Annotated in this window: 17 protein-coding genes, 1 tRNA gene and 1 riboswitch; of the genes, 9 read left to right on the top strand and 9 right to left on the bottom strand. The window is 59.9% G+C overall.

Annotated elements, in window-relative coordinates; translation table 11 throughout:
* Positions 1-80: 80 nt before the first annotated feature.
* Both VJU77_18205 and rfaD read right to left on the bottom strand, forming a co-directional pair.
* Positions 81-1,127: a deoxyhypusine synthase family protein gene (locus VJU77_18205; protein HKP05287.1), complete on the bottom strand. Its 1,047-nt coding sequence runs from the start codon at positions 1,125-1,127 to the stop codon at positions 81-83.
* A gap of 110 nt (positions 1,128-1,237) precedes the next feature.
* A complete protein-coding gene (gene rfaD, locus VJU77_18200; GenBank protein HKP05286.1) occupies positions 1,238-2,173 on the bottom strand; it encodes an ADP-glyceromanno-heptose 6-epimerase in 936 nt (311 codons plus the stop codon).
* Positions 2,174-2,825: 652 nt separating this feature from the next.
* Positions 2,826-3,108, top strand: a riboswitch (cobalamin riboswitch).
* 156 nt (positions 3,109-3,264) lie between these two features.
* Here rfaD and VJU77_18195 point away from each other — a divergent pair.
* From VJU77_18195 to rmuC, 3 genes are all read left to right on the top strand, one after another.
* The gene (locus tag VJU77_18195) at positions 3,265-5,157 is read left to right on the top strand and encodes a TonB-dependent receptor (protein HKP05285.1); all 1,893 of its coding nucleotides are present in this window, start codon (positions 3,265-3,267) and stop codon (positions 5,155-5,157) included.
* A 188-nt stretch (positions 5,158-5,345) separates the two neighbouring features.
* A complete protein-coding gene (locus VJU77_18190; protein ID HKP05284.1) occupies positions 5,346-8,306 on the top strand; it encodes an SBBP repeat-containing protein in 2,961 nt (986 codons plus the stop codon).
* A gap of 95 nt (positions 8,307-8,401) precedes the next feature.
* A complete protein-coding gene (gene rmuC / locus VJU77_18185) occupies positions 8,402-9,616 on the top strand; it encodes a DNA recombination protein RmuC (protein ID HKP05283.1) in 1,215 nt (404 codons plus the stop codon).
* An 87-nt stretch (positions 9,617-9,703) separates the two neighbouring features.
* Here rmuC and VJU77_18180 read toward each other — a convergent pair whose 3' ends face one another.
* A complete protein-coding gene (locus tag VJU77_18180) occupies positions 9,704-11,707 on the bottom strand; it encodes a DUF885 domain-containing protein (protein HKP05282.1) in 2,004 nt (667 codons plus the stop codon).
* 186 nt (positions 11,708-11,893) lie between these two features.
* On the opposite strand from VJU77_18180, the gene VJU77_18175 reads away from it, so the two are divergent.
* Together VJU77_18175 and tsaD are read left to right on the top strand one after the other, a co-directional pair.
* Positions 11,894-13,195, top strand: coding sequence for a S41 family peptidase (locus VJU77_18175; GenBank protein HKP05281.1), 1,302 nt, complete (start codon positions 11,894-11,896; stop codon positions 13,193-13,195).
* Between the two features lie 26 nt (positions 13,196-13,221).
* Complete coding sequence (gene tsaD, locus VJU77_18170; protein ID HKP05280.1) at positions 13,222-14,265, top strand: tRNA (adenosine(37)-N6)-threonylcarbamoyltransferase complex transferase subunit TsaD; 1,044 nt, start codon at positions 13,222-13,224, stop codon at positions 14,263-14,265.
* A gap of 23 nt (positions 14,266-14,288) precedes the next feature.
* Here the strand turns inward: tsaD and VJU77_18165 are convergent, their stop codons facing one another.
* The 3 genes from VJU77_18165 to VJU77_18155 are packed head-to-tail and all read right to left on the bottom strand — an operon-like array spanning position 14,289 to position 16,321.
* On the bottom strand, positions 14,289-15,170 hold the full coding sequence (locus VJU77_18165; GenBank protein ID HKP05279.1) for a farnesyl diphosphate synthase: 882 nt from the start codon (positions 15,168-15,170) through the stop codon (positions 14,289-14,291).
* A 19-nt stretch (positions 15,171-15,189) separates the two neighbouring features.
* Positions 15,190-15,660: a vitamin K epoxide reductase family protein gene (locus tag VJU77_18160; protein ID HKP05278.1), complete on the bottom strand. Its 471-nt coding sequence runs from the start codon at positions 15,658-15,660 to the stop codon at positions 15,190-15,192.
* Positions 15,661-15,667: 7 nt separating this feature from the next.
* Positions 15,668-16,321 (bottom strand): thioredoxin domain-containing protein, encoded by a 654-nt coding sequence (locus tag VJU77_18155; GenBank protein HKP05277.1) that lies wholly within the window; start codon positions 16,319-16,321, stop codon positions 15,668-15,670.
* A 318-nt stretch (positions 16,322-16,639) separates the two neighbouring features.
* Here VJU77_18155 and VJU77_18150 point away from each other — a divergent pair, with 318 nt between their 5' ends.
* Both VJU77_18150 and VJU77_18145 read left to right on the top strand, forming a co-directional pair.
* Positions 16,640-19,942 (top strand): hypothetical protein, encoded by a 3,303-nt coding sequence (locus VJU77_18150; protein ID HKP05276.1) that lies wholly within the window; start codon positions 16,640-16,642, stop codon positions 19,940-19,942.
* 57 nt (positions 19,943-19,999) lie between these two features.
* A tRNA-Ala gene (locus VJU77_18145) sits at positions 20,000-20,072 on the top strand.
* A 50-nt stretch (positions 20,073-20,122) separates the two neighbouring features.
* On the opposite strand, the gene VJU77_18140 is transcribed toward VJU77_18145, so the two are convergent.
* Positions 20,123-20,710 (bottom strand): DUF4410 domain-containing protein, encoded by a 588-nt coding sequence (locus VJU77_18140; GenBank protein HKP05275.1) that lies wholly within the window; start codon positions 20,708-20,710, stop codon positions 20,123-20,125.
* A 388-nt stretch (positions 20,711-21,098) separates the two neighbouring features.
* On the opposite strand from VJU77_18140, the gene VJU77_18135 reads away from it, so the two are divergent.
* The gene (locus VJU77_18135; protein HKP05274.1) at positions 21,099-21,347 is read left to right on the top strand and encodes a GIY-YIG nuclease family protein; all 249 of its coding nucleotides are present in this window, start codon (positions 21,099-21,101) and stop codon (positions 21,345-21,347) included.
* A gap of 228 nt (positions 21,348-21,575) precedes the next feature.
* Positions 21,576-21,824, top strand: coding sequence for a GIY-YIG nuclease family protein (locus tag VJU77_18130; protein HKP05273.1), 249 nt, complete (start codon positions 21,576-21,578; stop codon positions 21,822-21,824).
* 18 nt (positions 21,825-21,842) lie between these two features.
* Here the strand turns inward: VJU77_18130 and VJU77_18125 are convergent, their stop codons facing one another.
* Positions 21,843-23,018 (bottom strand): VIT1/CCC1 transporter family protein, encoded by a 1,176-nt coding sequence (locus tag VJU77_18125; protein HKP05272.1) that lies wholly within the window; start codon positions 23,016-23,018, stop codon positions 21,843-21,845.
* A complete protein-coding gene (locus tag VJU77_18120) occupies positions 23,015-23,977 on the bottom strand; it encodes an EamA family transporter (protein ID HKP05271.1) in 963 nt (320 codons plus the stop codon). The genes VJU77_18125 and VJU77_18120 overlap by 4 nt, the downstream gene beginning before the upstream one ends.
* Positions 23,978-24,006 lie beyond the last annotated feature (29 nt).

Raw genomic sequence — 24,006 nt, 5'->3', positions numbered from 1 at the left:
TTCTTCTGTAGCCGCTTCGCTATGCGAAGCGTTGAGAGACGCGGGTTAAATAACGCGATGCGTCGCCCGCAGGGCGACGGCTACAGCCCCAGCACCCAGGCAAAAACTAAGGGCGCGCAAATCGTCGCGTCGCTTTCGACCACGAACTTCGGAGTCGAGGCCGCAAGCTTGCCCCAGGTGATCTTCTCGTTCGGCACGGCGCCGGAGTAACTGCCGTAACTCGTCGTCGAGTCGCTGATTTGGCAAAAATAACCCCACAACGGCACCCCGGTGCGTTCAAGGTCCTGGTGCAGCATCGGGACGACGCAGATTGGGAAATCGCCGGCGATGCCGCCGCCGATCTGGAAAAATCCGATCGAGCCTTCGCCGTTGCGCAGTTTCTTTGAGTTCTTCGTGTAGTAGTCGGCGAGCCAGGTCATGTACTCGATGCCGGTGCGCACGGTGTGGACATTCTTCACGTCGCCGCGGATCACCGCGGCCGCATACATGTTGCCCAGGGTCGCGTCCTCCCAGCCCGGGACCACGATCGGCAAATTTTTCTCACACGCCGCAACCATCCACGAATGCTTCGGGTCGATCTGGAAACTCTTCTTCAGCTTTCCGCTGCGCAGAATTTTATACATGAACTCGTGCGGAAAATAATGTTCTCCGGCGCGATCGGCCGCCATCCACTCTTCGAGCACGGCCTTTTCTATTCGCCGCATCGCTTCCATTTCCGGAATGCAAGTGTCGGTGACGCGATTCATGTGCCGGCCGAGCAGTTTTTGCTCGTCCTGGGGAGTGAGCTGCCGGTAGTGCGGCACGCGTTCGTAATGGTCATGCGCGACGAGATTGAAAATGTCCTCCTCGAGGTTTGCGCCGGTGCAGACGATCAGGTGGACCTTGTCGCGGCGAATCATCTCCGCGAGGGAAATGCCGAGCTCGGCGGTCGACATGGCGCCCGCGACCGTCATCAGCATTTTGCCGCCGGCGGCGAGGTGGTCCTCGTATCCTTTGGCCGCGTCGAGCAATGCGGCCGCGTTAAAGTGCCGGTAATTTTTCGCGATGAATTTCGAGATCGGCCCTTTCTTTCCCGCGAGCGCGGCGTTGATCTCTTCCGGGCTTTTTGACCGCCGTTTGGGTTTCATCGTTTAGGGGTGGTAGGGACGCCGCGCTGCGGCGTCCGCGCTTGCAACCGCGGCTATGACGGCCGCTCGGACGGCGCAGCGCGCCGTCCCTACCGTGTGGATCGTCGGTTTCATTCGGGATAGAGCCACTTCATGTAATCAGCCACGCCGGTCTCGAGCGAATAGCGCGGCTCGTAGCCGAGGCCGTTTCGAACGCTGGTCAGATCAGCCTGGGTGAAATTCTGGTAGTGCGCGTGCGGGTTGTCGATGTAGTCCGGTTTGAAGTCGGTGCCGAACGAGCGGTTGAGGATATCGACCAGCTCGTTGAACGATCGCGCCTGGCCGGTGCCGAGATTGAAAACCCCGCTTTGCTTCGCTTCGAGCGCGCGGATGCTTCCTTCGACGATGTCCTTCACGTAAACGAAATCCCGCTTCTGTTCGCCGTGCTTGAAAATGCGAGGCCGTTGCCCGGCTTTGATCTGGCGCGAGAGATGAAGAATCATGCTCGCCGGGACGCCTTTGTGGGCTTCCCGCGGACCGTAAACGTTGAAGTAGCGCAGGCCGACGATGATCCAGCCGCTCACGTCGCTCGCGGCGCGGTTCGCGAGATTGTCCATGATCACCTTTGAGAAGGCATAAATGTTCGCCGGCGCCGCGGTGCTTGTTTCGGTAAGAGCTTCCGTCGCGGCGCCGTAAGTCGAGCCGGACGAAGCGTAGATCACGCGAGTCTTGTTCGGGCGCGCGAAATTGAGCAACCGTCGAAAGCTTTCCACGTTGTCGTGCGTCTGAACGAACTGATCGTGCAGCGTCGTGTCGGTAATCGAGGCGAGATGAAAGATCGCGTCGAATCGTTCGTCGCCGAATTGTTGTTTCCAATCGAGCGTAGCCAGGTTTTGGGCGACGAAATCGCCTTTGTATCCGGCGAGGTTCTTGAAATCGCCGGAGCGAAAATCATCGATCACGGTCAGGCGCGCGTCCGGCATTCGTTCCTGGAGCGCGAGCACGAGGTTGGAGCCGATGAAGCCGGCGCCGCCCGTTACGAGAATGGATTTGGCAGAGGAAGACACAATGGACGGTGCGATGATGAGCGTTCCTGACAGATAATTCCAGAGACGGCGAGCGCAAGCGGCTTGTGCATCAAGGAGCGGCGGTTTGAAACCGCCGAACGAATTCAGAGGGCGGTTGGAAAGCTCGCCTTGATGTGGTCAAACTCGCCGATCCGTCACCCCTTGTCAGGGGTTGGGGAAATGATTATGACGCAGTTCCCCGGGGTTTCGCTGCGCTACACCCCGGGCTTTAGTCCTTCGCGCTTCCGGCGCTGGGGCGATCGGTGGTGAGCCGTATGTGGCCTCCGCCTGTGGCCTCTGGCGTTGGACGACGGACGGCCACGGCCTGTGGTCTCCTGCGCGGGGCGCGGGTGGGCGACGAGATCTCGGGGGGGAGTGCAGCGCCGAAAGGCGCGGCGGAATTAAAGCCGGGAGTGAAGCGATGCGAAACTCCCGGGTGCTCGATTAAATCACTCGAGCCCCTCACAGGGGCGACGGAAAGCGGGCGGTTTGGAAAGCGCCCTTCCCGAGGCGCGAGAAAGCGGTTGGCGCTTCAAGGAGCGGCGATTTGAAATCGCCGTCGGTCGGCGGTGTAGACACCGCCGCTCCTTGACGTTTTCACCGAGGCCAGGATCAAATAAATCTTGAGTGCGAACCGGCCGGGCGCTACACCTCGGGTTAGTTCTTTGTTAGTTGCGGTTGTGGAGCGGCGTGAGGAATTCCCGTGAGATTCGGGAGCAGTTGCGCTGCTGTGACTGGATACGATTTCCCAGGGCCAATCTTCGAAACTGTTCGGGGGTGAAGGCGGGAAAGAGGTTGGGGCCAGTTGAGAGTTACGAGTTGAGAGTTGAGAGAGGCTGAATGGCTTTTCCGCGGCTCTCAACTCTCAACCATGAACTCTCAACCTCCCCGGTAAGCCAGAAGCCAGAATATTCGCCCGTCTCCACCTCATTCGAGCCGAAGCTGTAGCCGCGATCGTTGATCGCGGGCGATCTGCAGCCCGGCGGCTCGAAAAAACTTCTTCGCGAAAAAGAAGAATGAGAGCTGTAGACGCGGCGTTCCGCCAGGGCGGGAGCAAGTCTGCCTCTCAAAAAAGTTGGAGGTAACTTGTTATGCGGAATCGTTTATGGCTTCTGGCAGTGGCCTTTCTTTCGGCCGCGCCAATCAGCAGTCGCGCCCAGGAGGCGCTTTCATTTGGGCTTCAAACCACGGAAGCGGAATCGGAACGGATCGTTGTCAGCGCGACACGGGTCGAGACGGTTGAGGAAGACTCACCGGCCACCATCGACGTCATTCGTTCGAATGACTTCGAGATCAAACAAACGCGTCGCGTTGCCGATGCGCTCCGGCAGGTGCCCGGCGTTTCGGTCGTTCAATCCGGGCCGCCTGGATCGCTGACCTCTGTCTTCACCCGTGGTCTTCGGAGCGAGCACACGCAGGTCCTGCTCGACGGTATTCCGATCAACCAGGGTTTGCAGGGTGCGTTCAACTTCGGGGATCTGACCACGGACAACATCGATCGGATCGAGATCGTGCGTGGACCGCAGAGCACGCTCTACGGGCCGCGCGCCCTGGCGGGGGTGATCCAGATTTTCACGAAACGGGGGAGCGGCGAACCGAGCGGCGAGTTCAGCCTCGAGGGCGGGTCCAACACGACCATCCGGGGAACGCTGACCAGTTCCGGCTCAGCGAAGCAGTTCGATTATTCGGTGGGTTTGAGCGGGCTCACCACCGACAACGAACGGCCGAACAACCAGTATAGGCTCTGGAACGGCATTGCGAACCTCGGTTGGTCGCCGAGCGAACAGGTGCGGTTGAGCGCGCTCATCACCTATTCGCTGGCCGACCTTGGCCTGCCCAACACGATTTTCGATCCGCGGCCGCGCGATAATTTCCTGACCGAACGCTGGCTCGTCGCGCCGCACCTCGATTACAAGCCAGTCGAGTGGTGGCAGCACCGCTTGATCTTCAGTTACGACGAAGAACGTCAGGTGAATGATCCAAACGACGACGGTTTCGTGGGCCCGACCCGGGCCTTGTTTACCCGGGCGACGGTCGATTATCAAAACGATCTCAAACCCGCTTCGTGGCTGACGCTTACGTCGGGATTTTTCTACAGCGAAGTGGACGCCGGGCAGGAGCGGCCGTTCGTTCTGTTCGGTGACAAGTTCATCGGGGACGAGACGGAACAGACGTCGCTCTTCGTGCAGGCGAGCGTGACGCCGTTCAAAGAACTGAACCTCGTCGCCGGTGGGCGCTACGATCATTTCAACCAATTCGGCGATATCTGGACCTATCGCTTCGCCGGCAGTTATCGGATCGCGAAAACCGACACCCATTTTCATGCCAGTGTCGCGACCGGATTCAGTCCGCCGAGCGCGCAGGACAAGATTTTCGGGATGAACTTTGGCTTGGAACCGGAGGAAAACCTCGGCTGGGACCTCGGCGTCGAGCAGCGGTTTTGCCAGGGGCGGGTGATGATGGGCCTCACTTATTTTCACAACGACCTGTCGAACGTGATCGGGTTTAACGGGCTGTTCCAGACCTTGAACCTGGGGGCGGCGCGGACGCAGGGGATCGAAGCGGAGTTGAAGCTGCGGCCGATACGCGATCTGGAGTTCACCGCGGCCTACACGTATCTCGACGCGGAGAAGACGTCCGCCGCCGACCTTAACCAGCCGGAGGGCTCGCGCCTGCCGCGTCGACCGCGGAACGAGGCCTATGTTTCGGGCACGTATCTCTGGTTCGGAAAACTGCGGACGACCATCGAAGCGAAGTTCGTCAACGCGCGCGAAGAGCTGACTTTTCCGCCTCCCGACTTTCTTCCCACGAATATCGATATCGAGGATTACGCGTTTGTGAATCTGGCGGCGGAATACGAGATCAACTCGTGCGTTTCCGTTTTCGCGCGCATTAACAATCTCACCGACGAGCAGTATTCCGAGGTGTTCGGCTTCCCGGCATTGGGGAGGACGGCATTCGCCGGATTCAAAGTGCGCTTTTAACCAAGTGCTTCTGGAGCCGCTTCGCTGTGCGAAGCGCGAGGGCGACCTCGAAAAGACATGCCTTGCGTCGCCCACAGGGCGACGGCTACAGAAGAAGGTTCGCTGGAAGCGAATTTGACAGGAAAAAGGCTGACATTGGACTACCTTTCCCGCATCTTGCGGGGGAAACCCATCGCACCCGCCTCCCTATGAAATCAAATCTGTCATCCCTGAAAGCGGTTGTTCTGGCGTTGCTAATTGTTTCGACCGTCTCCGCAGTCCTCATCGTCAACCCGGTCACTCCACCGCAAACCGCACCGCGCACAGCGGCACAAGCGCGGGAAGCCTACGGTAAACTGCCATTGAGTTTCGAGGAGAACCGCGGCCAGGCGAATGAATCGGTCGATTTTGTGGCGCGCGGTCCCGGGTACGCGCTCGCCCTCGCGCCCACCGAAGCAGCCTTTTCGCTTTCCAAGCTTTCATCTGATTCGGCGAAGAACGCGGCTCCGTCCACTGTGCTGCGGATGAATCTCGTCGGCGCGAACGGTGCGGCAAAGGCTGCGGGCCAGAATGAGTTGGAGGGCCGGGTGAATTATTTCATTGGCAACGACCCGTCAAAGTGGCGGACGGAGGTTCCCACTTTCGAGCGCGTGCGTTACGCGGAAGTTTATCCGGGCATCGACGTGGTTTATTACGGCAACCAGCGACGGCTGGAGTATGACTTCGTGGTCGGGCCCGGCCAGGACTCGCGCGCGATTGCCCTGGAATTTGCGGGGACGGACAAAGTGGAAGTAGAAGGTGCGACGGGTGATTTACTCATCGCGGTGGGCGGGGAAAACCTCCGGCAGCACAAGCCGATTGCGTATCAGGAAATTAGCGGCGCGCGACGTGAGATCGAGAGCCGGTATGTCGTTCGCAACGGCGCACGAGTGGGGTTTGAGGTCGGTCAGTACGATGCGAGCGCGGCCCTGATTATTGATCCAGTGCTGGAGTATTCCACCTTTCTGGGCGGGAGCGGGAGCGTTCCGCTTTCTGAGCAAGCCACGAGTATCGTAGTGGACTCGAGCGGACGTGCCTATGTCGCGGGACTTACCAACTCCACCGATTTTCCGATTGCCAATGCCATTCAAAGCACGGTGCGTGGGATAGATGTGTTTATCGCAAAGTTCAACGCGGCGGGCTCGGCGCTCGTCTATTCCACCTATCTCGGCGGAAGCGGTTTTGATTTCGGCTATGGCATTGCGGTGGACTCCGGAGGCAGTGTCTACGTGACAGGAACTACTACTTCCACCAATTTTCCGATCGCTAATGCGTTGCAAAGTATGAATGGAAGCAGCGGCAACTTCCCAGAGGATGCCTTTGTCACAAAGCTGAGCGCGACGGGGTCGGCGCTGATCTATTCCACTTATCTTGGCGGGAGTGACGATGATCAGGGCGCTGGCATCGCGGTGGACTCCGGGGGCAATGCTTATGTCACGGGAACAACCCACTCAACCAACTTTCCGACGGCCAACGCTATCCAAAGCACAAGCGGGGGAGGGCACGATGCTTTTGTCGCAAAGTTCAATGCAACAGGGTCGGCGCTCATCTATTCCACGTATCTCGGGGGTAATAGCGAGGATGTTGTCTACGGCATAGCCGTTGACGGCGCGGGCAGTGCCTATGTGACGGGATATACCAGTTCGGCCAATTTTCCGACGGTTAATGCTTTCCAAAACAAGATAGCGGGCGGGAGCAATTCGTATTCCGATGTCTTTGTCACCAAGTTCAATGCTGCGGGCTCGGCGCTGGTGTATTCCACGTATCTTGGCGGTGACGGCGAAGATGTCGGTGCAAGCATAGCCGTCGATTCGACCGGCAGCGCCTATCTCACCGGGTATACTATCGCGACGAATTTCCCGACTGCCAATGCTTTCAAAAGTGCGCTCAGCGGTTTTGACGACGCCTTTGTCACAAAATTTAATTCCGCCGGATCGGCCCTGATCTATTCCACCTATCTCGGGGGCGACGCCAGTGAGAACGGCGCCGGAATTGCGGTGGACTTAGCCGGCAACGCCTATGTCACGGGCTTCACCGATTCCACCGACTTTCCCACCGTCAATCCTCTCCAGAGCCCAGGCGATCCAGTCAGCGATGCCTTTGTCACCAAGCTCAACCCGGCAGGCACGGCGCTGGTTTATTCCACGTATCTCGGCGGTAATGGCGGCGATTCCGGACACGCCATCGCCGTGGACTCGGCCGGAAGCGCGTATGTGACGGGGGAGACGTTCTCAAGATGCTTTCCCACCACGATCGGCGCTTTCGATACCAGGTTGGCGATGGGTGATTCCGATGCCTTCATCACCAAAATCAGCGAAACGGCCCAGCCGGTGGGTCTCAACCCATGTCCCTCGGACTTGCTCAATCTCTCTACTCGTCTGGGCGTTCTGCCTGGAAATGGCGCACTAATCGCAGGTTTCATCATCACCGGGAACGATCTAAAGCGCGTGATCATCCGTGGTCTCGGCCCATCCTTGAGCAGCAATGGCGTCCAGGGAGCGCTGGCCGACCCGACGCTCGACCTGTTCGATTCAAACCAGAGGCTAATCGTGAGCAACGACGATTGGATAACCAATCGTGCGGAAGTGGAAGCGACGGGAATTCCGCCAACTAACGACCGCGAGTCCGCCATCGTGGTAGAATTGTCTTCGGGCGCTTACACCGCTGTTTTGCGGGGGCAAAACAACGGCACTGGTATCGGCGTGGTGGAAGTGTACGATTTGGAGGGCTCCGACCCGTCAAATACCAGAATGGCCAACCTCGGCAGCCGCGGATTTGTCGGTACCGGCGACAACGTGATGATCGGCGGATTCATTATTGGAGGCAGTGGGCAAGGCGATACGCGGGTAGTTGTGCGTGGAATAGGCCCGTCGCTTGGCGCTTTCGGAGTCACCGCCGCGTTGCAGGATCCGATCATCGATCTAAAGAACGCGAATGGCACCACCTTGATGACAAACGATGACTGGCAACAAGGCCAGCCGACGGAGATTACCGCGCTCGGCCTCGCGCCCAGTGACAGCCGCGAATCCGCGCTTCTGACTTCCCTGCCGCAGGGCAATTTCACGGTGATCCTGCGCGGTAAGGGTGGCGCGACTGGCGTGGGAGTGGTGGAATTTTATAACGTGCCGTAAGCGCTCTTCTGTAGCCGCTTCGCTAAGCGAAGTGTAAACATGACGGCGAAGGACATGCGTTGCGTCGCCCACAGGGCGACGGCTACAATAGGCAGATGACTCCGCTGATCTACGCTTTGATCGGGTTGCTCGCTGGTGCGGCCATCGCGGCGATCATTTTCGTCATCACGCGGCGAAATCGGGATGACGACGCGGAGCTAATCAAGCGCCTGGAACTGCTGGAACATGCGCAAGAGCGGGGTGAGCGACTTATCCGTGAAGAGATGGCGCGGAGCCGCGAAGAAAATGCGAATGCGGCCAAGACGCAGCGCGGCGAGCTGACGGCGTCGCTCGAAAGCGTGCGCGGAATTGTGGACGTCCGTCTGAAGCAATTGCAGGAGGACAACACGGGGCAGCTGGAAAAGATGCGCGCGACGGTCGACGAAAAACTGCAGGGGACGCTCGAGAAACGGCTGGGCGAATCGTTCAAGCTGGTGAGCGAACGGCTGGAACAGGTGCACCAGGGCCTCGGGGCGATGCGGCAACTGGCGAGCGATGTGGGCGGATTGCAGAAGGTGCTGGCGAACGTCAAGACCCGCGGCGGCTGGGGGGAAGTCCAGCTCGGCAGTTTGCTCGAGCAGGTGCTTACCGCGGATCAGTTTTCGCGCAATGTCCAGACGCGAAGCGATTCGGCGGAGCGGGTCGATTTCGCGATCAAGCTGCCGGGCGACGAAAACGGTGCGCCCGTCTGGTTGCCGATCGATTCCAAATTTCCGACGGAGGATTACCAGCGGCTGCTAGCGGCCCAGGACCGAGGCGATGCCGATTCGATTGAGACCGCGATGAAAGGCCTGGAGACGCAACTGAAGAAAAACGCGAAAGACATTTGCGGGAAATACATCAACCCGCCGCGCACGACAGATTTCGCACTGATGTTTTTGCCGACGGAAGGATTGTATGCGGAAGCGATCCGCCGGATTGGATTAGTCGAGCAGGTGCAACGCGAGTGCCGCGTGATCTTCGCCGGCCCGACGACGCTGGCCGCGTTGCTGAACAGTTTGCAGATGGGATTCCGGACCCTGGCGATCCAAAAAAGTTCCAGCGAAGTTTGGAACCTCCTCGCGAGCGTGAAAAATGAATTCGGGAAATTTGGCGCTCTCCTGGATGGCGTGAAGCGAAAGCTCGACCAGGCTTCATCGCAGATCGACGACGTCGCCCGGAAATCGAGAACGATCGAGAAACGCCTTAACCAGGTCGAGGCGCTTCCCTCTAATCCGCAGCCGCTCTTGCGTGAATTGCTGCCACTCGACGAGGAGGAGGAAATGCTGTAGCCGCTTCGCTGTGCGAAGCGCCGGAAAGGGGCGGTGATTGCAGCTGAAGTCAATCTCGCGTCGCCCATAGGGCGACGGCTACAGAAATCAGAGCACCTCGTCCCACTTCGACTTGTCCTTGAGCATGATCTCGCGGAGGAGGCGAATCGGCAGCTGGCCGTGGTTGAGAATCTCGTCGTGGAATTTTTTGAGCGAAAAATTTGAGCCTTCCTGGATCTGGTAATCGTTGCGGAGTTTCACAATCTGAAGCTTGCCGAGTGAGTAGCTGCCGTAACTGAGATCGAAAGTGCCCCGCATCGCCTCCGCCCGGGCCGGTTTTTCCTCGTAGTAACAGTTCTCCCGGAAGAACCGGGTCGCCTCTTCCACGGTCATTCCCTGGGTGTGCATCTTCACCGAAACACAAAGCCGGCAGAGCCGCAGGATGGCGGCCTGGGCCTGCACCATCCGATACTTCGCGGCGCGCTGGAGTTCGTCTTCCGTCGGATGAGGGCCGCCGGGAACGCCGAACCCCTCGTCGATGATCATTTTCTCACAATAATGCGCCCATCCCTCGATGAAGGAGGTGGCTCCGAAAACCTTCTCTGTCTTCGTCGCCTTCGACGCATTCAGGTGGAGGAACTGCACGTAGTGTCCGGGATAAACTTCATGAATCGCGAGCAGGTCCTCCATGTAGTAATTGAAGGAGGTCAGCCATTCCTCCTTTTGGGCGTCCGGCCAATCGGGCTCGGGTGGGGTGACGTAATAATAAGCTTCGTTCGCCCTTTTTTCGAACGGCCCGGGCGTGTCCATCGAAGCAAAACTGGTGGAGCGCCGGTCCTGCGGCGTCTCCTTCACCTGCGCTGAAGCCTGCGACGGAATGGTGACCAGTTTGCGATCGACCACAAACTTCCGCACCGCGTCCATTCGTTTGGCGACCTCGGGAATGAGGTTTTCCGCCGTCGGGTGGTCGCTTTGGATTTGCTTGAAGACGACCGGAGCGGGTCTCGTTTCGTCAATCTTCCTGGCCGCCTCCGAAAACACTTCCTGTTCCCGGGCTAATTCCGCCATCGCAAGCTCCAGGATCCTGGCCGGCGGCATATTCACCAGTTCGCTCTCGGCCAGGAAACGCTGATACTTTTCCTCGCCAACGGCGAAATCGGCGATGGCCTTCGGAAGCTTTTCCTTTTCCAGCCAGGAGGCGTAATCGGCCAGCGCGGTAGCCGCCCGCCGATTCGACTGCATAAAGGTGGCGCGGAGGTTTTCGTCCTTCAAATCCGCCAGTCCCTCGACGAGGCCCTTCTTGAAGAACTCGGACGATCCCCGGGCAATCTGGATTGCAAGCTCGACATACGGTTTCGGCAGGACGTCGGCGAGATTCGTTTTCGCGGCGATCATGATGTTCGACGCCTGGTTTTCGACGACGATGATGCTGCGGACGCGATCCTCGACCGGCGCGTATTTGCGCTTCATGTAAACGCCAACGTCGATCGCGCGGGCGTAACTCATGGGGTTGTGCTCGTAAATCCCCATGTCCTGCCAGAGAAAGAGTTCTTTCCTGATCGCCGTCTGAAGAAGCCGGAGATCGATCGCGGTGCGCGGGCTGAGTTTGGCCAGGTCGAACTTCGTCAGGCGATCTTCGAATCGCCGGAGGCGCGCCAGCTCGGCGTCGATGGCCAGCCGGGTATGCTCGTTGATGCGGCCGTCATATTCGTGGAAACCGAGGGCGGTGGCCTGGAGCGGGCGGGCCGCGAGATGGCCTTTGATGTATTCGTCCGCGACAATGTCGTACTCCGCGTCGGGCTTGAGGGAGGAGGAACTTTGGGAGGAAGCCGACTTGGAGGTGGGAGACGACTTGGAGGTGGGAGAAGGCGAAGGGGAGGCGGAATCGGAAGAGGGTGAGGGGCTCGGGGAAGATTTGTGTTTCGCTCGCGGGGTGTGCGCCGGTTTCTCGGACGGGCTCGGCGAGGCTCCCGGCAGAGGCTTAACCGGCCCGGTGGGCTTCAAGGGGGCGGAAGGAGTGGGCTTGGGGGAAGGCGAGGGTGAGGGGGCGGCCAGGGCGCAAGACAGTGCCAGGCCCAGGGCCAGTGCCAGAATAAACGAGCAGCGTCTCATGGATAGAGGTGGGATCGGCCGCTCCGCCGGGCGAGGCCAAGTGAACGCGGCTTCACCGCGTGACTTTGCCTCGAGGTCGCCGCGGCGACGACTGAATTCCACCTGCGGCCACCTTAGACGACGCTTTGCGCGTTGCCAAAAATTTCCGTATGAGCGATCATCGTCCTCCCGGATTCGATAATTCCCATGAAGCGCCGCCTCCTGCTCAGCACCTTCGCCTGCCTTCTCGTGTTCAACCTTCTCCTCGGAGTCCGGTTCTATAACGCCTACGCGGCTGGCGGCGATGACGACAGCGGTTATGCCCAGATTTCGGTCTTCGCCAAGGCGGTCCAGCTACTCCGGCAGGATTACGTGGACGGCGGGAAGACCAGTTACCACGACCTGATTTACGCCGCGATGAAGGGCATGCTCGCGTCGCTCGACCCGCATAGCCAGTTCATGGACCCGAACGACTTCAAGGACATGCAGGACGATACCCGGAGCCGCTTCAACGGCCTCGGCATCGAGGTCGCGGTGAAAGGCGGGCTCCTGACCGTGATCACGCCGATGGAGGACACTCCGGCCGCCAAGGCGGGGATTCTCTCGGGCGACCAGATCCTCCGGATCAATGGCAACTCGACCGAAAAAATGGATTTGCAGGACGCAGTCAATTTCCTCCGGGGAACTTCCGGCCAAAAAGTGACGCTGACGATTTTGCGGCCCTCGACGAAAGAGATCAAAGATTTCGCGCTCGAGCGGACCGAGATAAAGGTTCAAAGCGTTAAGGGAACGAAACTGCTCGACGCGGAGCTGAGCGGTCCGTTCAAGATCGGTTACGTCCGGCTGATTCAATTCAATGAACCAACCGCGGAAGAGCTGGCGAAAGCGCTCGATGGACTGCAAAAACAGGGGATGCAGGCGCTGGTGCTCGACCTGCGGAACAACCCGGGCGGCCTCCTGAATGTGGCGGTGGATGTCTGCGCGCAGTTCCTGCCGCCGGGGACGAAGGTTGTTTCGACCCAGGGCCGGGTCGCCTCGCAGCAACATGATTATTCGACCGCGAGCGGCACGAAAGAACGCCCGCATTTTCCCCTGGCGGTGCTGGTCAACGAAGGGAGCGCGAGCGGTTCGGAAATCGTGGCCGGGGCATTAAAGGATTTGAAGCGGGCTGTTTTAGTCGGCGAGACGACTTTCGGGAAAGGTTCGGTGCAGAATGTGGTCCAGCTGCCGGACGGCTCGGCACTGCGTTTTACGACGGCAAAGTACTACACGCCGAGCAAACAGGTCATTCACGGAAACGGCGTTGTCCCGAATATCCGGGTGCCGATGACCGCGGAGCAGGAACGCGCGCTCTTCGCATTGCGGAGTGCCGACAATGTTAAGCCCGAGGAAGAGAAAACCGCGATCAAGACGAAAGATCCGCAATTGCTGCGCGCGATCGACGCCCTGAAAGGGGTGATGGTTTATGCGCAGGAAACCGCGCCGAAGCTCGATCCGGTGAAGAAGTGAATGCTGATCTGTGATCAGTGAATGGTGTGCACAATTCACCAGTCACCAGTCACGATTCACCATCCGCCAGGACCATCCTCGCCATCGAGACATCCTGCGACGAAACGGCCGTCGCCATCCTGCGCGGGACTGAGCTGCTGGCGAGCGAGGTCTCGTCGCAGACCGAGCACGAAACTTATGGCGGCGTGGTGCCGGAAGTGGCGTCGCGCAATCATCTTCTCCACGCCCCGCGTTTGTTGGCCAAAGCATTGGAGTTCGCCCAGGTTGCGCCGGAAGAAGTGGATTGCTTCGCGGCCACCTCCGGACCGGGCCTTGCCAGCTCGTTGATGATCGGTGCGTCGGTTGCCAAGGGGCTCGCGCTCGGCGCCGGGCGGCCCTACCTCGCAATCAATCATCTCGAAGGTCATTTGCTGTCGCCTTTTTTTACGAGCGACTTCGAGGTTCAGCCAAATGTCTCCCTCGTCGTCAGTGGCGGGCATACGTTGCTGGTGGAGGTCCTGGGCGTTGGCCAGTACCGGCTTCTCGGCCGGACCGTTGATGACGCCGCAGGCGAGGCTTTTGACAAGGTGGCGAAGCTTCTTGGACTCGGATACCCGGGCGGTCCGGAGATCGAGCGCCGCGCCATTTCCGGGAATCCCGCGCGTTTTGATTTTCCCCGGAGCATGCTGGACTCGGCCGATCACAACTTCAGCTTTAGCGGTTTGAAAACCGCCGTGCGCTATCGGCTCGCGGATTTTGAATCAGACAGCCGGGATGCCGGACTGGTGGCGGATTTTTGCGCCTCCTTTCAGCAGGCCGCGATCGACGTGCTCGTGAAAAAGACGCTGCGGGCCGCCGGGATTTGCGGAGCCAATCTGGTCACGATGAGCGGCGGAGTGAGCTGTAATCAGGCATTGCGGACCGCGATGACCGAAGCATGCAACGAGGCGGGATTACGGCTGCTCACCGCCGCGCCGCTGCTTTGCACGGATAACGCCGCCATGATCGGGTTCGCCGCGTCGTTGCGATTTCGCGTCGGTTTGAGCTCGCCGGTGACCCAGGAAATCGACCCGAATCTGGCGTTAGTTTGAGCGATCGTGGTGCGTTCCTACAATCAATACTCGCGCGCGAGCAGGTAATCCGCGAGGGCGCGCAGCACGCCGGCCTTTTTTCCAAGTGATTCGAGCGCGCCGTGCGCTTTCGCCGTCAAACGACGCGCTTCGGCTCGCGATTTTTCCAAACCAATCACAGCCGGATAGGTCGCCTTTTTTGCCGCGACATCCTTTCCGGCGCTCTTGCCGAGCTTTTCGGAGGTTTGGGTCACATCGAGGATGTCGTCTATGACCTGGAAAGCCAGTCCGAGGGCTCGGCCGAAAGCAGTGATCGCCGCCAGCTCGCTGGCGCGGGCGTTCGCGGCCATCGCTCCCAGGCGCACCGAACAGGTCAACAGCGCCGCCGTCTTGTTTTCGTGGATGTAACGCAACTGGGCGCGGTTGATCCGGCGGCCTTCGCCTTCGAGATCGGCTACCTGGCCGGCGATCAGTTTCTGGCTGCCGGCCGCGGTCGCAATTTCCTGGAAGATCTGGCGGAGATCGTAACGCTTCGTTTCCTTGGCCTTCGCCGCGATCTCGAACGCGATCGTGAGCAGGGCGTCTCCCGCCAGAATGGCAATCCCATCGCCGAAAACTTTGTGGCAGGTCGCGCGGCCCCGGCGCAGGTCGTCATTGTCCATGCTGGGAAGATCGTCATGGATCAGCGAATAGGTGTGGATGCATTCCAGAGCGCAGGCCAGGGGAAGGGCAGCGCTGGTCGGGCCGCCGCAAGCATCGGTCGCGGCCAGGCAGAGAACCGGTCGCAGGCGTTTTCCGCCGGCGAACAAGCTGTAACGCATCGCCTTGTGGATCGTGGCGGGAGCAACCGATGCCTTTGGCAGAAAACGATCCAGCGCGCGGTCCACCTCTTTCTGGCGAGCGCTCAGGTAGCTCGTTAATTCCATCGTCGACGTTGGTCCGGGATTATTCTGCGGCCCGGCTGCCTGGCAAAGGACTCGCGACGACAAGGCCCATGAGCAGGAAGCTGAGAGCGGCGGAAAACAGGCAGTAGCGGCAGAAGGCGTGCAAAAGGAAGGCCTGCACGTAGAGCAGCCACAACGTCGCCGCGAACATCAAACAAACAGTCAGGGCGAAGAACGTCCGGGCGCGGACATAATTAAACGCAGCAAACGTCGCGAAGGTAAAAGCGGTGAAATAACCCAGGACGCCAACCGCGGCGACGGGGATCCCACCCACCCGGGCGTAGGCGCTCCCCAGGACTTCGAAGCAGCCTGTCTGTCCTCCGCAAGCGGCGGTTTCCCCGGTCAACGCCAGCACCGTCAAATAAGCCGCATCCGCCAGCCCCGCCAGACAGCAGAACGCGGCGATGCTGTAGAGAATGGTTCGGACCCGTGAGCCAGGCTCTGCCTTTGGGTTTTGTCGCTTTTGTTTCACCAGCAGGTCAGGGTTTGGGTTTCTCTTTGAGCGCTTCGTCGATGGCTTGACGGACAGCGGTGGAATTCAGCGAAGTGGCTGGCACGAGGGTCTTGTTTATGAACAGGGTCGGCGTGCTCGCCACTCCGCGAGCCAGCCCGACCTTTTGATCGGCATCGACTTTCGCCGCCACCTCCGGGTCCTTTATGTCTTTCTCAAATCGCTCCAGATCGAGCCCAATCTTCCCGGCGTACTCCCTGAAGAGAGCGGGGACATCCGCCGCTTTGCTCCAAGTCTCCTGCTCCTGGTAGAGCATGTCGTGCATTTCCCAGAAGCGGTGCTGCCGGTCCGCCGCTTCCGAGGCGAAAGCCGCCTCGCGGGCATGGGCGTGCATGTCGAGAGGAAACTGGTGAAAGATCACGCGCAGACGAGAGCCGTAGTCTTTTTCAATTTCTTTCAAATCCTTGGCTACCCTGCCGCAGGGCGGGCATTGGAAGTCGCCGAACTCCTCCAACGTGACCGGCGCCCTGGCTTCGCCGCGCACATGCAATCCGGCCAGGTTTTCTTCGCCTGTTGCTGCCGTGGGAGTCGGCAGCCGTTTTGCCCGGTAGAGCATGACCAGCGACCCGCACAAAATAAACAGCACCGCCCCGACAATGATGAAAGGCAGAGCGCGTTTCATGAGAGCAGGCCTGGATGCGGGTCGATTGCCCGGGAATGGAGCGGGTCTCCTGAGTAAATAGCTGACATCCCGGGAAAGAAGACGATTGGCGGGGGGATTGCCAGAAATATTGTGCTGTTTTCCGTCACGAACCTCCGGTTCCCCCCGACGCCTAAGCTCGGGAGATTACATTTTCGTCATTCTGACCGCCATTGGATTTGCGAAAAGCGAACAGAAAGCGTTCACGTCGCGTGCCCTCGCTCGCGGGGGTCGTGATTTCGAACTCATGACCCAATAACTCAGGGAGTCCCGGCCCTGGCATCCAGAGAAAAAACAGGTATGCAAAAGAAAAACAATTCGGAATCTGGCGTTTTCAATCCCCGCGTTTTTGTAGCCTTCATTCTCTGTCTCGCCGGCGTATCGCTCGCCATGTTCAGTTGGGCCGGGCCCGCGCCCGCTCGAATTAGCGCCGTGGCCGCCCCAACCGTGACCCCGACGTTCGGTAATCCCGTCATTGCCGGGATCGGTGGCAGCGGATTTGAAATCGACATCCGCGTGGATCCTTCCAACGGCAATCGCATTTACATGAGCGCGCCGGGCGCTCTTTCCTCCGACACGAGCTGGATCTGGCGTTCGCTCGATGCCGGCAAGACGTTCAAATGGGTCCCCAACGGCGCTCCGCTTACCGGGAAAGTGACGACCTGCCATGGTGGCGGCGACACCGAGCTGGGTGTCGATTCCGCGGGACATCTTTATTTCAATGACCTGACCCTGGCGAACTTCAGCACGGGCCGTTCGGACGACCAGGGAGTGAGTTTCACCTGCAGCAATACCGGCGTGCCCGATACCGCCGTGGACCGCCAGTGGTATACGATCGACGGCGACCCGACCGGCGCGGGTTCCATCTATCTTGCCAACGACGAGATCGGGCCCGGCGGAGTCATGTGCGGAAATAGCACGGGCAACAACGTGCTCGTGATGTATCGCTCGCCGATAAGCGGCCTGGGCCCGTCGGCGGGCATCGAGTTCGGACCCGCCAATCACGTCAGCGCGGTGGGAAGCTGCGATGAAGCCATCATGGGCAACAACGAGCTCAGCCCGGTGCCCACCACCCTGGGCCAGCCTGATGGCCTCGGCGGATTCGCCACCCTGCCGGCCCCGGTAAAACACATTTTTGTCATCCACGACAACGCGCAATTGAACAAGATCCTGATCGGCCGTTGCTTTCCGGTCCCTTTCGGTGCGCCGATCCCGAACGTCAGTGATCCCAGCGGCCTCAATTGCGTCGATCTCCCGGTTGCGGATTTGGGCGCCAATGTAAAGACGGGCGCAAATTTTCCGAGCATGGCCATCGACAAGGCCGGCAACCTTTACGCCGTCTGGAGCCAGGCGCCGATCGACGCCAGTGGCATGGTGACGGGAGACACCGTCATTAAGTACACTTACTCCACTAACCAGGGAGCCACGTGGGCGCCACCGATCCAGATCGACACCAGCGGTTCGCCCTTTGGCGTCCTTCACACCAACGTTTTTGTGTGGCCGGTGGCGGGCGACGATGGCCGGGTCGATATCGCGTGGTACGGAACGCCCGGCCAGCCGACTCATCCATCCGCCGGTCCGGATTCGTGCGGCACGAACTGCGATTGGAGTCTCTGGATGGTGCAAACTCTGAACGGGCACGCCGCGAGTCCAACGTTCACCGCGCCCATCCAGGCAAGCCAGCACTTCAATCACCGCGGCAGCATGAACACGCTCATCGGCGGGCAGGCCGGCGATCGTACCCTGGGCGATTTTCTTCAAATCCGGCTTGGGCCCCAGGGCGAAGCGCGCATTTCGTATTCGGATTCGAACAACATCGACGAACCCCTCGTCCCCCATGGCATGTTCGTGCAGCAGAACGGCGGGGACGGCCTCTTGGTCGCAAGTTCTCCCGTCAATATTCCGGGTCTCGCTCCATTCAATTCCGTCACGGACCCAACGGGCGACGCGAAATATGAAGTGAGCGGGACCAGCAGCGCCAGCATGCCGCAGCTGGATATCATCGGCTCGAACATGAGCGAGACGATCGCCGCGCCCTGCTCGGCCGCGGCCCCATGCTACAAGGTCGTCATGCAATTGAGCAACCTCAGCCTGGCGCCAAGTACGACCGACGACCCGGACCCCGATCTGGTTTGGTCCACCCAGTGGTTCGTGCCGTCGACCACCGATCCGACCGGCGGAAAAAACTTCCACGTTTACGCCGAATCGCTGAACGGCGCCGCTCTGCAATGCTTTGTGGGGGAGAACGCGATCATGCTTTTGGGCGGAGGCGCGGCGTTGACTTATCCCGGCAGCACGCAATTGCCCGCCGCGAATTGCACTTCAACGCTGGGCGCCAATGGCAACATCACCATCTACGTCCCCAAGTCGATGGTGGCGGAAATGGACCCACTCGACAATAAGCTGCATGAAGTCACGGCGTCGACCATGACCCTTCAGGAGGCGGCGAACACCGTTCCGCCCTTCGGCGGTATTGGCGGCTCCTTTTTCAATCTCACCGATGTGGCGCAGGGATATGTGTTCGATCCTTCGGGGACACCGCCAACACCCACCCCAACGGCCACCGTTGCGCCCAGCGTGACGCCGACGGCCACGATTCCACCCACGGCGACGCCTACCGCGACGGCTACGGTTCCACCGACTGCCACTCCGACGGCAACCGCTACCGTTGCCCCCACGGCGACGCCTACCGTGACGGCCACGATCGCGCCGACGGCCACTCCCACCGCAACTGCAACTCCAAGCGCGACGCCGGTCCCGACCCCGGTGGACCTTGAGCTTCTCAATATTTCGGGCCGCGTCGTTACTCAGCCGGGCGACAAAGTCGGCATCGGCGGGTTCATCGTTAAAGGAACCGGTTTCAAGCGCTTCATCGCTCGCGCTCTCGGACCTTCGATCCAGATAAACGGCCAGCCCGTGCCCGGCACCTTGCAGGATCCGATTCTCGAACTGCACGACAGCAATGGCGCCACCATCACGAACGATAACTGGCGCAGCACCCAGCAGGCGGAAATCCAGGCGAGCGGCCTCGCGCCGACCGACGATCGCGAATCAGCCATCATCCGCACTGTTCCGGCGGGGAGTTACACGGCGATCATTCGCGGCGTGGGGGGGCAAAGCGGCATCGGCCTGATCGAAATCTACGATCTCGGACAAGTCGGATCGGTCGAACATGAGAACAAGGGACCGGAAGGCCCCGAGGGCTTCACGACCGAGCTGGGCAACCTCTCAGTCCGCGCTGATGTGCAGACTGGCGATAATGTTTTGATTGATGGAATCATTCTCCGAGGCGGCAATCCGAAGCGCGTTCTCTTCCGGTCCCTGGGCCCATCCATTTCGGTGGGCGGCGTCCCAGTGCCGGGAACGTTGCAAAATCCGGTTCTCGAGCTCCGCGACGGCAATGGCGCGCTGCTTCAGACCAATGATGATTGGCGTAGTGCGACGAACGCCTCAGAAATCCAGACTACCGGTCTCGCGCCCCCCGACGATCGCGAACCGGCCATTCTGCTGACCCTCACGGCCGGGAATTACACGACCATTGTCCGCGGCGTGAACGGCACCACCGGCATCGGTCTGTCCGAAGCCTACAAGCTGGACAACTAGCGGCGTTCCTTGAAAAGGTGGCGGGCGGCGTTAACATGTCGCCCGCCAGATCGGGAAGGGGGTATAGCTCAGTTGGTAGAGCGTCTCGTTCGCAATGAGAAGGTCAGGGGTTCGAATCCCCTTACCTCCACTTCTTCGAAAAAATCGTGCTCATGATCGTTTCTGGAGCGCGGTGTTTCGTCAGAATGCGTTGATTAATTCCCCCACGTCGCCGCCCAGTTGGCGCGCGGTCCGTTCGAACAACGTGCTGTAACCGCCGCCGAACGCGCCGAAACCGGACCGGCGTTCCTGCGCGAAACGCATAAGGACTTTGCCCGAAGCGCGGTCAACGATTTCGCCGGCAATGGCTATTTTCACGGCCCCGGCGCCGAACCCGACGAAATAGCGCGCGGCTTGCGAACCCGGATCAACTTTTGTCAGACGGGCGCGAATGACCAGCGTCTTTCCCGGCGCGTTGCCGGACGTCTTTCTCTTTGCCTTCTCGCCGACACCTTGAATGAATGCGGGCTTCATTCGCTGGAGCGCCAACTGCACAGCTTTGTAAGTGTTGTCATTGGTCGGCGGCAATTTCACCCCGGCGGTATCGAACGATTCCACCGCGATCTGGCTGTAGCTTGCCGCGACGAAAGGCTGAATGATCGTGACTTCATCCACGTCGTGCCAATCGTGATAGGTGCCCGGGGCCGTCGATGGGCGAGCGCCCATGGCCGGTTGGCAAACAGCGAGTGCCAGGATACAAAAGATAACGTTTGGAAGCGGTCGACTCATGCCGCGACTCTGTTACGCCATCGCTCCAAAGGCAAGACCGAGAGCGTGTTTAAGACATTCAACCATCAAACCCCAAGCTCCAAATGAGTTTCAAAGCGAACCCTCGCCGCGCAGTTGGAATTTGGGCGTTTGGAATTACTTGGGATTTGGTCCCTGGGATTTGGGATTTCCTTCTAGGTCATCCCATCGCGCCGAAGGCAAGGCCGAGACCGTAAGTGACAACGGCTTCGATAACGCCAACGATCGTCATTTCCAACCCGACGCCCACCAGTCTTCGCTCGCCAGACACGGGGGACGCGAAGACTGCCGCGCCGTAGCCTTGGCGAAGGCGGGCGCGAATCGCTCATTCGTTGCTGAGAGCTACCACTCGGCATGCCAGCTTAATCAGATGGGACGCTTTACCTACGTGTACGTGTTGCAAAGCGAGACCGAACCAAACCGATTCTACACCGGCTGCACCGACGACCTCCGTTCGAGATTGGTTCGGCACAATCGCGGCGAAGTGCCGCATACCTCAAAATGGAAGCCGTGGCGGATCAAGACGTACATCGCACTTTCCGATGAGGATAGAGCCAGGAACTTCGAACGGTATTTGAAATCGTCGTCCGGGCGCGCTTTTCAAAAAAAGCGGCTGTAACGGGTCCGTCTCGGGATCTAGGCCATCGCGCCGAAGGCAAGACCGAGACCGTAGGTGACAACGGCTTCGATAACGCCAACGACCGTCATTTCCAGACCGGAAGCCCACCAGTCTTCGCTCGCCAGACAAGGGGGACGCGAAGACTGCCGCGCCGTAGCCTTGGCGAAGGCGGGCGCGAATCGCTCATTCGTTGCTGCGAGCTACGACTCGGCATGCCAGTTTAATCAGATGGGACGCTTTACCTACGTGTACGTGTTGCAAAGCGAGACCGAACCAAGCCGATTCTATACCGGATGCACCGACGACCTCCGTTCGAGATTGGTTCGGCACAATCGCGGCGAAGTGCCGCATACCTCAAAATGGAAGCCGTGGCGGATCAAGACGTACATCGCACTTTCCGATGAGGATAGAGCCAGGAATCTCGAACGGTATTTGAAATCGTCGTCCGGGCGCGCTTTTCAAAAAAAGCGGCTGTAACGGGTCCGTCCTCGGGATCTAGGCCATCGCGCCGAAGGCAAGACCGAGACCGTAGGTGACAACGGCTTCGATAACGCCAACGACCGTCATCTCCAGACCGGAAGCCCACCATGAGCGGATCGTGATCAGAGACTTCACCGCGCCAACGGCAAAGTGCGCCACAATGCTGACCACGAATGAGGCGATCACGGCTTCGATTCCGCTCATGAAAAAGAAGGGAATAATCGGGATGAAGGCGCCGATGGCGGTCGAGATCGCGGCAGAGGCAGCGGACTTCCAATGATTCGGAAAGTGATGTTCGGAAAGTCCCAACTCATGCTGCGCCATGGCCTGGACCATCTGGTCGGGCTGCTCCGCGAGTCGCTCGGCCATGCGCTGTGATTCTTCCGGAGTGAATCCCTGAAGCTGATAGAAGAGCGACATCTCCTCGATCTCTTCTTCCGGGTTTTCTTCGACCTCGCGTTTCTCGCGGGCAATTTCCGCTTCGTAAACTTCCGCCTCGCTTTTCGCGGCGAGATAAGCGCCGGCGCCCATGGAAAGCGATGAAGCGAGCATGCCGGCCAGGCCGGAAATGAGAACGTAATGCTGCTGGTTGTTGGTCGCGCCGGCCACGCCGGAGACAATGCCGAAGACCGCCCCGAGTCCGTCGTTCACGCCATAGATCGCGTCGGCCACCCAGCTGCCGCCGCGCCCGTGCCAGCGTTCGCGTTTCAGGATGGAATCGAGGAGAGTGCGCGGCCCCGGCGGTGGCGCCATCGCATTCAGCGCGCGGGCGTGGGCCTTTTCCTCCAGCGCGCTCTCGCGCAGAAATTCCTGGACGTCCTGTTCGCCGGCCAGGGCGCGATCCCGCTGGTCGCGAAACGCCGCTTCATGTTTTTCTTCCGCGGCTTCCATCCGGCGGATGGCGATATCGGTGCCGGCGATCTTATTCCACCAGCGATTGAAACGCCGGCCGATCGTGTCCTGCAAAACCGGCGCTTCCAAACCGAGGTCTTTCAACTTTTGTTCCCAACGCTGGGCGTGACGTTCTTCCGCCTCGGCCATCCGCAGCAAAATCCCTTTCCGTTTTTCGTCTGTCTCACGAGAAGCGAGGTCGCGGTAAACTTCCGCGGTCTCCACTTCCGCGCGCCAGTTTCGCTTGATGACCTCGATCGTCTCGGCCTTCGGATTTTCTCCTGGCTCGCTCGTTTTCATCGCGCACAATTAGCCGGTTCGATGATCGCGGGGACCGGCGAAGCTTTTGCTTTCATCTGTTGCGCCATGATTACAACCGCGACCGAGCCGATAATCAATCCCGCCCCGACGAGCGTCCGCAACGAGAGAGTTTCATTGGCGAACAAAGTGCCGAGCAGGATGGCCACGATCGGATTCACGTAGGCGTAGGTCGCGACCTTTGCCGGATCGCAATGCCGGAGCAGCCACGCGTAGGAAACGTAGCCGATGATTCCCCCGATCAGGACGAGATAGACAAACGCGCCTAACGAGACCGCGGTTATCTGGCGCGGATTGAAATGCCGCAACTCTCCGGTCGCGAGACCGGCCACGATGAGCAAGCCGCCGCCGCAAAGCATTTGTTGCCCGGCAGCAAGAAAGGGGGAGCCCGGCTGCGGGGCGGCCCGGGAATACAGGGAGCCGGCCGACCAGATGAGCGAAGAGCAAAGCAGGATCGTCATCCCGATCCAGGCATGAGGCGATTCGCCGCTGGACGAAAAACGCAACGCCGGACCGACGAGGATGCCCACGCCCACAAAGCCGCCGGCGAGACCCAGCACTTTGACGAGTCCCGGCTTTTCCGAGATCCCGAAAAGCCAGCTGAGGAGCGCGATGTAAAGCGGAACGGTCGCGACCAGCAACGCGGCCAGACCCGAGGGAACGTATTGCTCGGCGAGCGTGACCCCGCCATTCCCGCAAAGAAGCAGACACGCGCCTACGATCAGCGCGGTTCGCCATTCGCTCGGTTTGGACCGGGTCGCGCCGCCCAGCCGCGCGGCCAGAAAAAGAATGAGCCCGGCGAAAAGAAACCGCGTTCCGGCCATGAGAAGCGGCGGGATGGAACGAATGGCCAGGAGGATTCCGAGATAAGTCGAGCCCCAGATGAGGTAAAGGGCGGCGAACGCCAGGATGATCGCGGATTTTTTTGGCGGAACGGCCACCGCCTAGCGTGTCATTGCGGCGAGATTCG

Source organism: Chthoniobacterales bacterium (assembly GCA_035274845.1).
In the GTDB taxonomy this organism is placed as follows: domain Bacteria; phylum Verrucomicrobiota; class Verrucomicrobiia; order Chthoniobacterales; family UBA10450; genus AV80.
Note: the sequence above shows the minus strand (reverse complement) of the source record. Positions and strands in the feature narration are given on the sequence as shown.

Excerpts from the sequence above, each read along its gene's own strand:
- VJU77_18205 (HKP05287.1), bottom strand. The coding sequence starts at position 1,127 with ATGAAACCCAAACGGCGGTCAAAAAGCCCGGAAGAGATCAACGCCGCG.
- VJU77_18195 (HKP05285.1), top strand. The coding sequence starts at position 3,265 with ATGCGGAATCGTTTATGGCTTCTGGCAGTGGCCTTTCTTTCGGCCGCG.
- VJU77_18190 (HKP05284.1), top strand. The coding sequence starts at position 5,346 with ATGAAATCAAATCTGTCATCCCTGAAAGCGGTTGTTCTGGCGTTGCTA.
- rmuC (HKP05283.1), top strand. The coding sequence starts at position 8,402 with ATGACTCCGCTGATCTACGCTTTGATCGGGTTGCTCGCTGGTGCGGCC.
- VJU77_18180 (HKP05282.1), bottom strand. The coding sequence starts at position 11,707 with ATGAGACGCTGCTCGTTTATTCTGGCACTGGCCCTGGGCCTGGCACTG.
- VJU77_18175 (HKP05281.1), top strand. The coding sequence starts at position 11,894 with ATGAAGCGCCGCCTCCTGCTCAGCACCTTCGCCTGCCTTCTCGTGTTC.
- VJU77_18165 (HKP05279.1), bottom strand. The coding sequence starts at position 15,170 with ATGGAATTAACGAGCTACCTGAGCGCTCGCCAGAAAGAGGTGGACCGC.
- VJU77_18155 (HKP05277.1), bottom strand. The coding sequence starts at position 16,321 with ATGAAACGCGCTCTGCCTTTCATCATTGTCGGGGCGGTGCTGTTTATT.
- VJU77_18150 (HKP05276.1), top strand. The coding sequence starts at position 16,640 with ATGCAAAAGAAAAACAATTCGGAATCTGGCGTTTTCAATCCCCGCGTT.
- VJU77_18140 (HKP05275.1), bottom strand. The coding sequence starts at position 20,710 with ATGAGTCGACCGCTTCCAAACGTTATCTTTTGTATCCTGGCACTCGCT.
- VJU77_18135 (HKP05274.1), top strand. The coding sequence starts at position 21,099 with ATGGGACGCTTTACCTACGTGTACGTGTTGCAAAGCGAGACCGAACCA.
- VJU77_18130 (HKP05273.1), top strand. The coding sequence starts at position 21,576 with ATGGGACGCTTTACCTACGTGTACGTGTTGCAAAGCGAGACCGAACCA.
- VJU77_18125 (HKP05272.1), bottom strand. The coding sequence starts at position 23,018 with ATGAAAACGAGCGAGCCAGGAGAAAATCCGAAGGCCGAGACGATCGAG.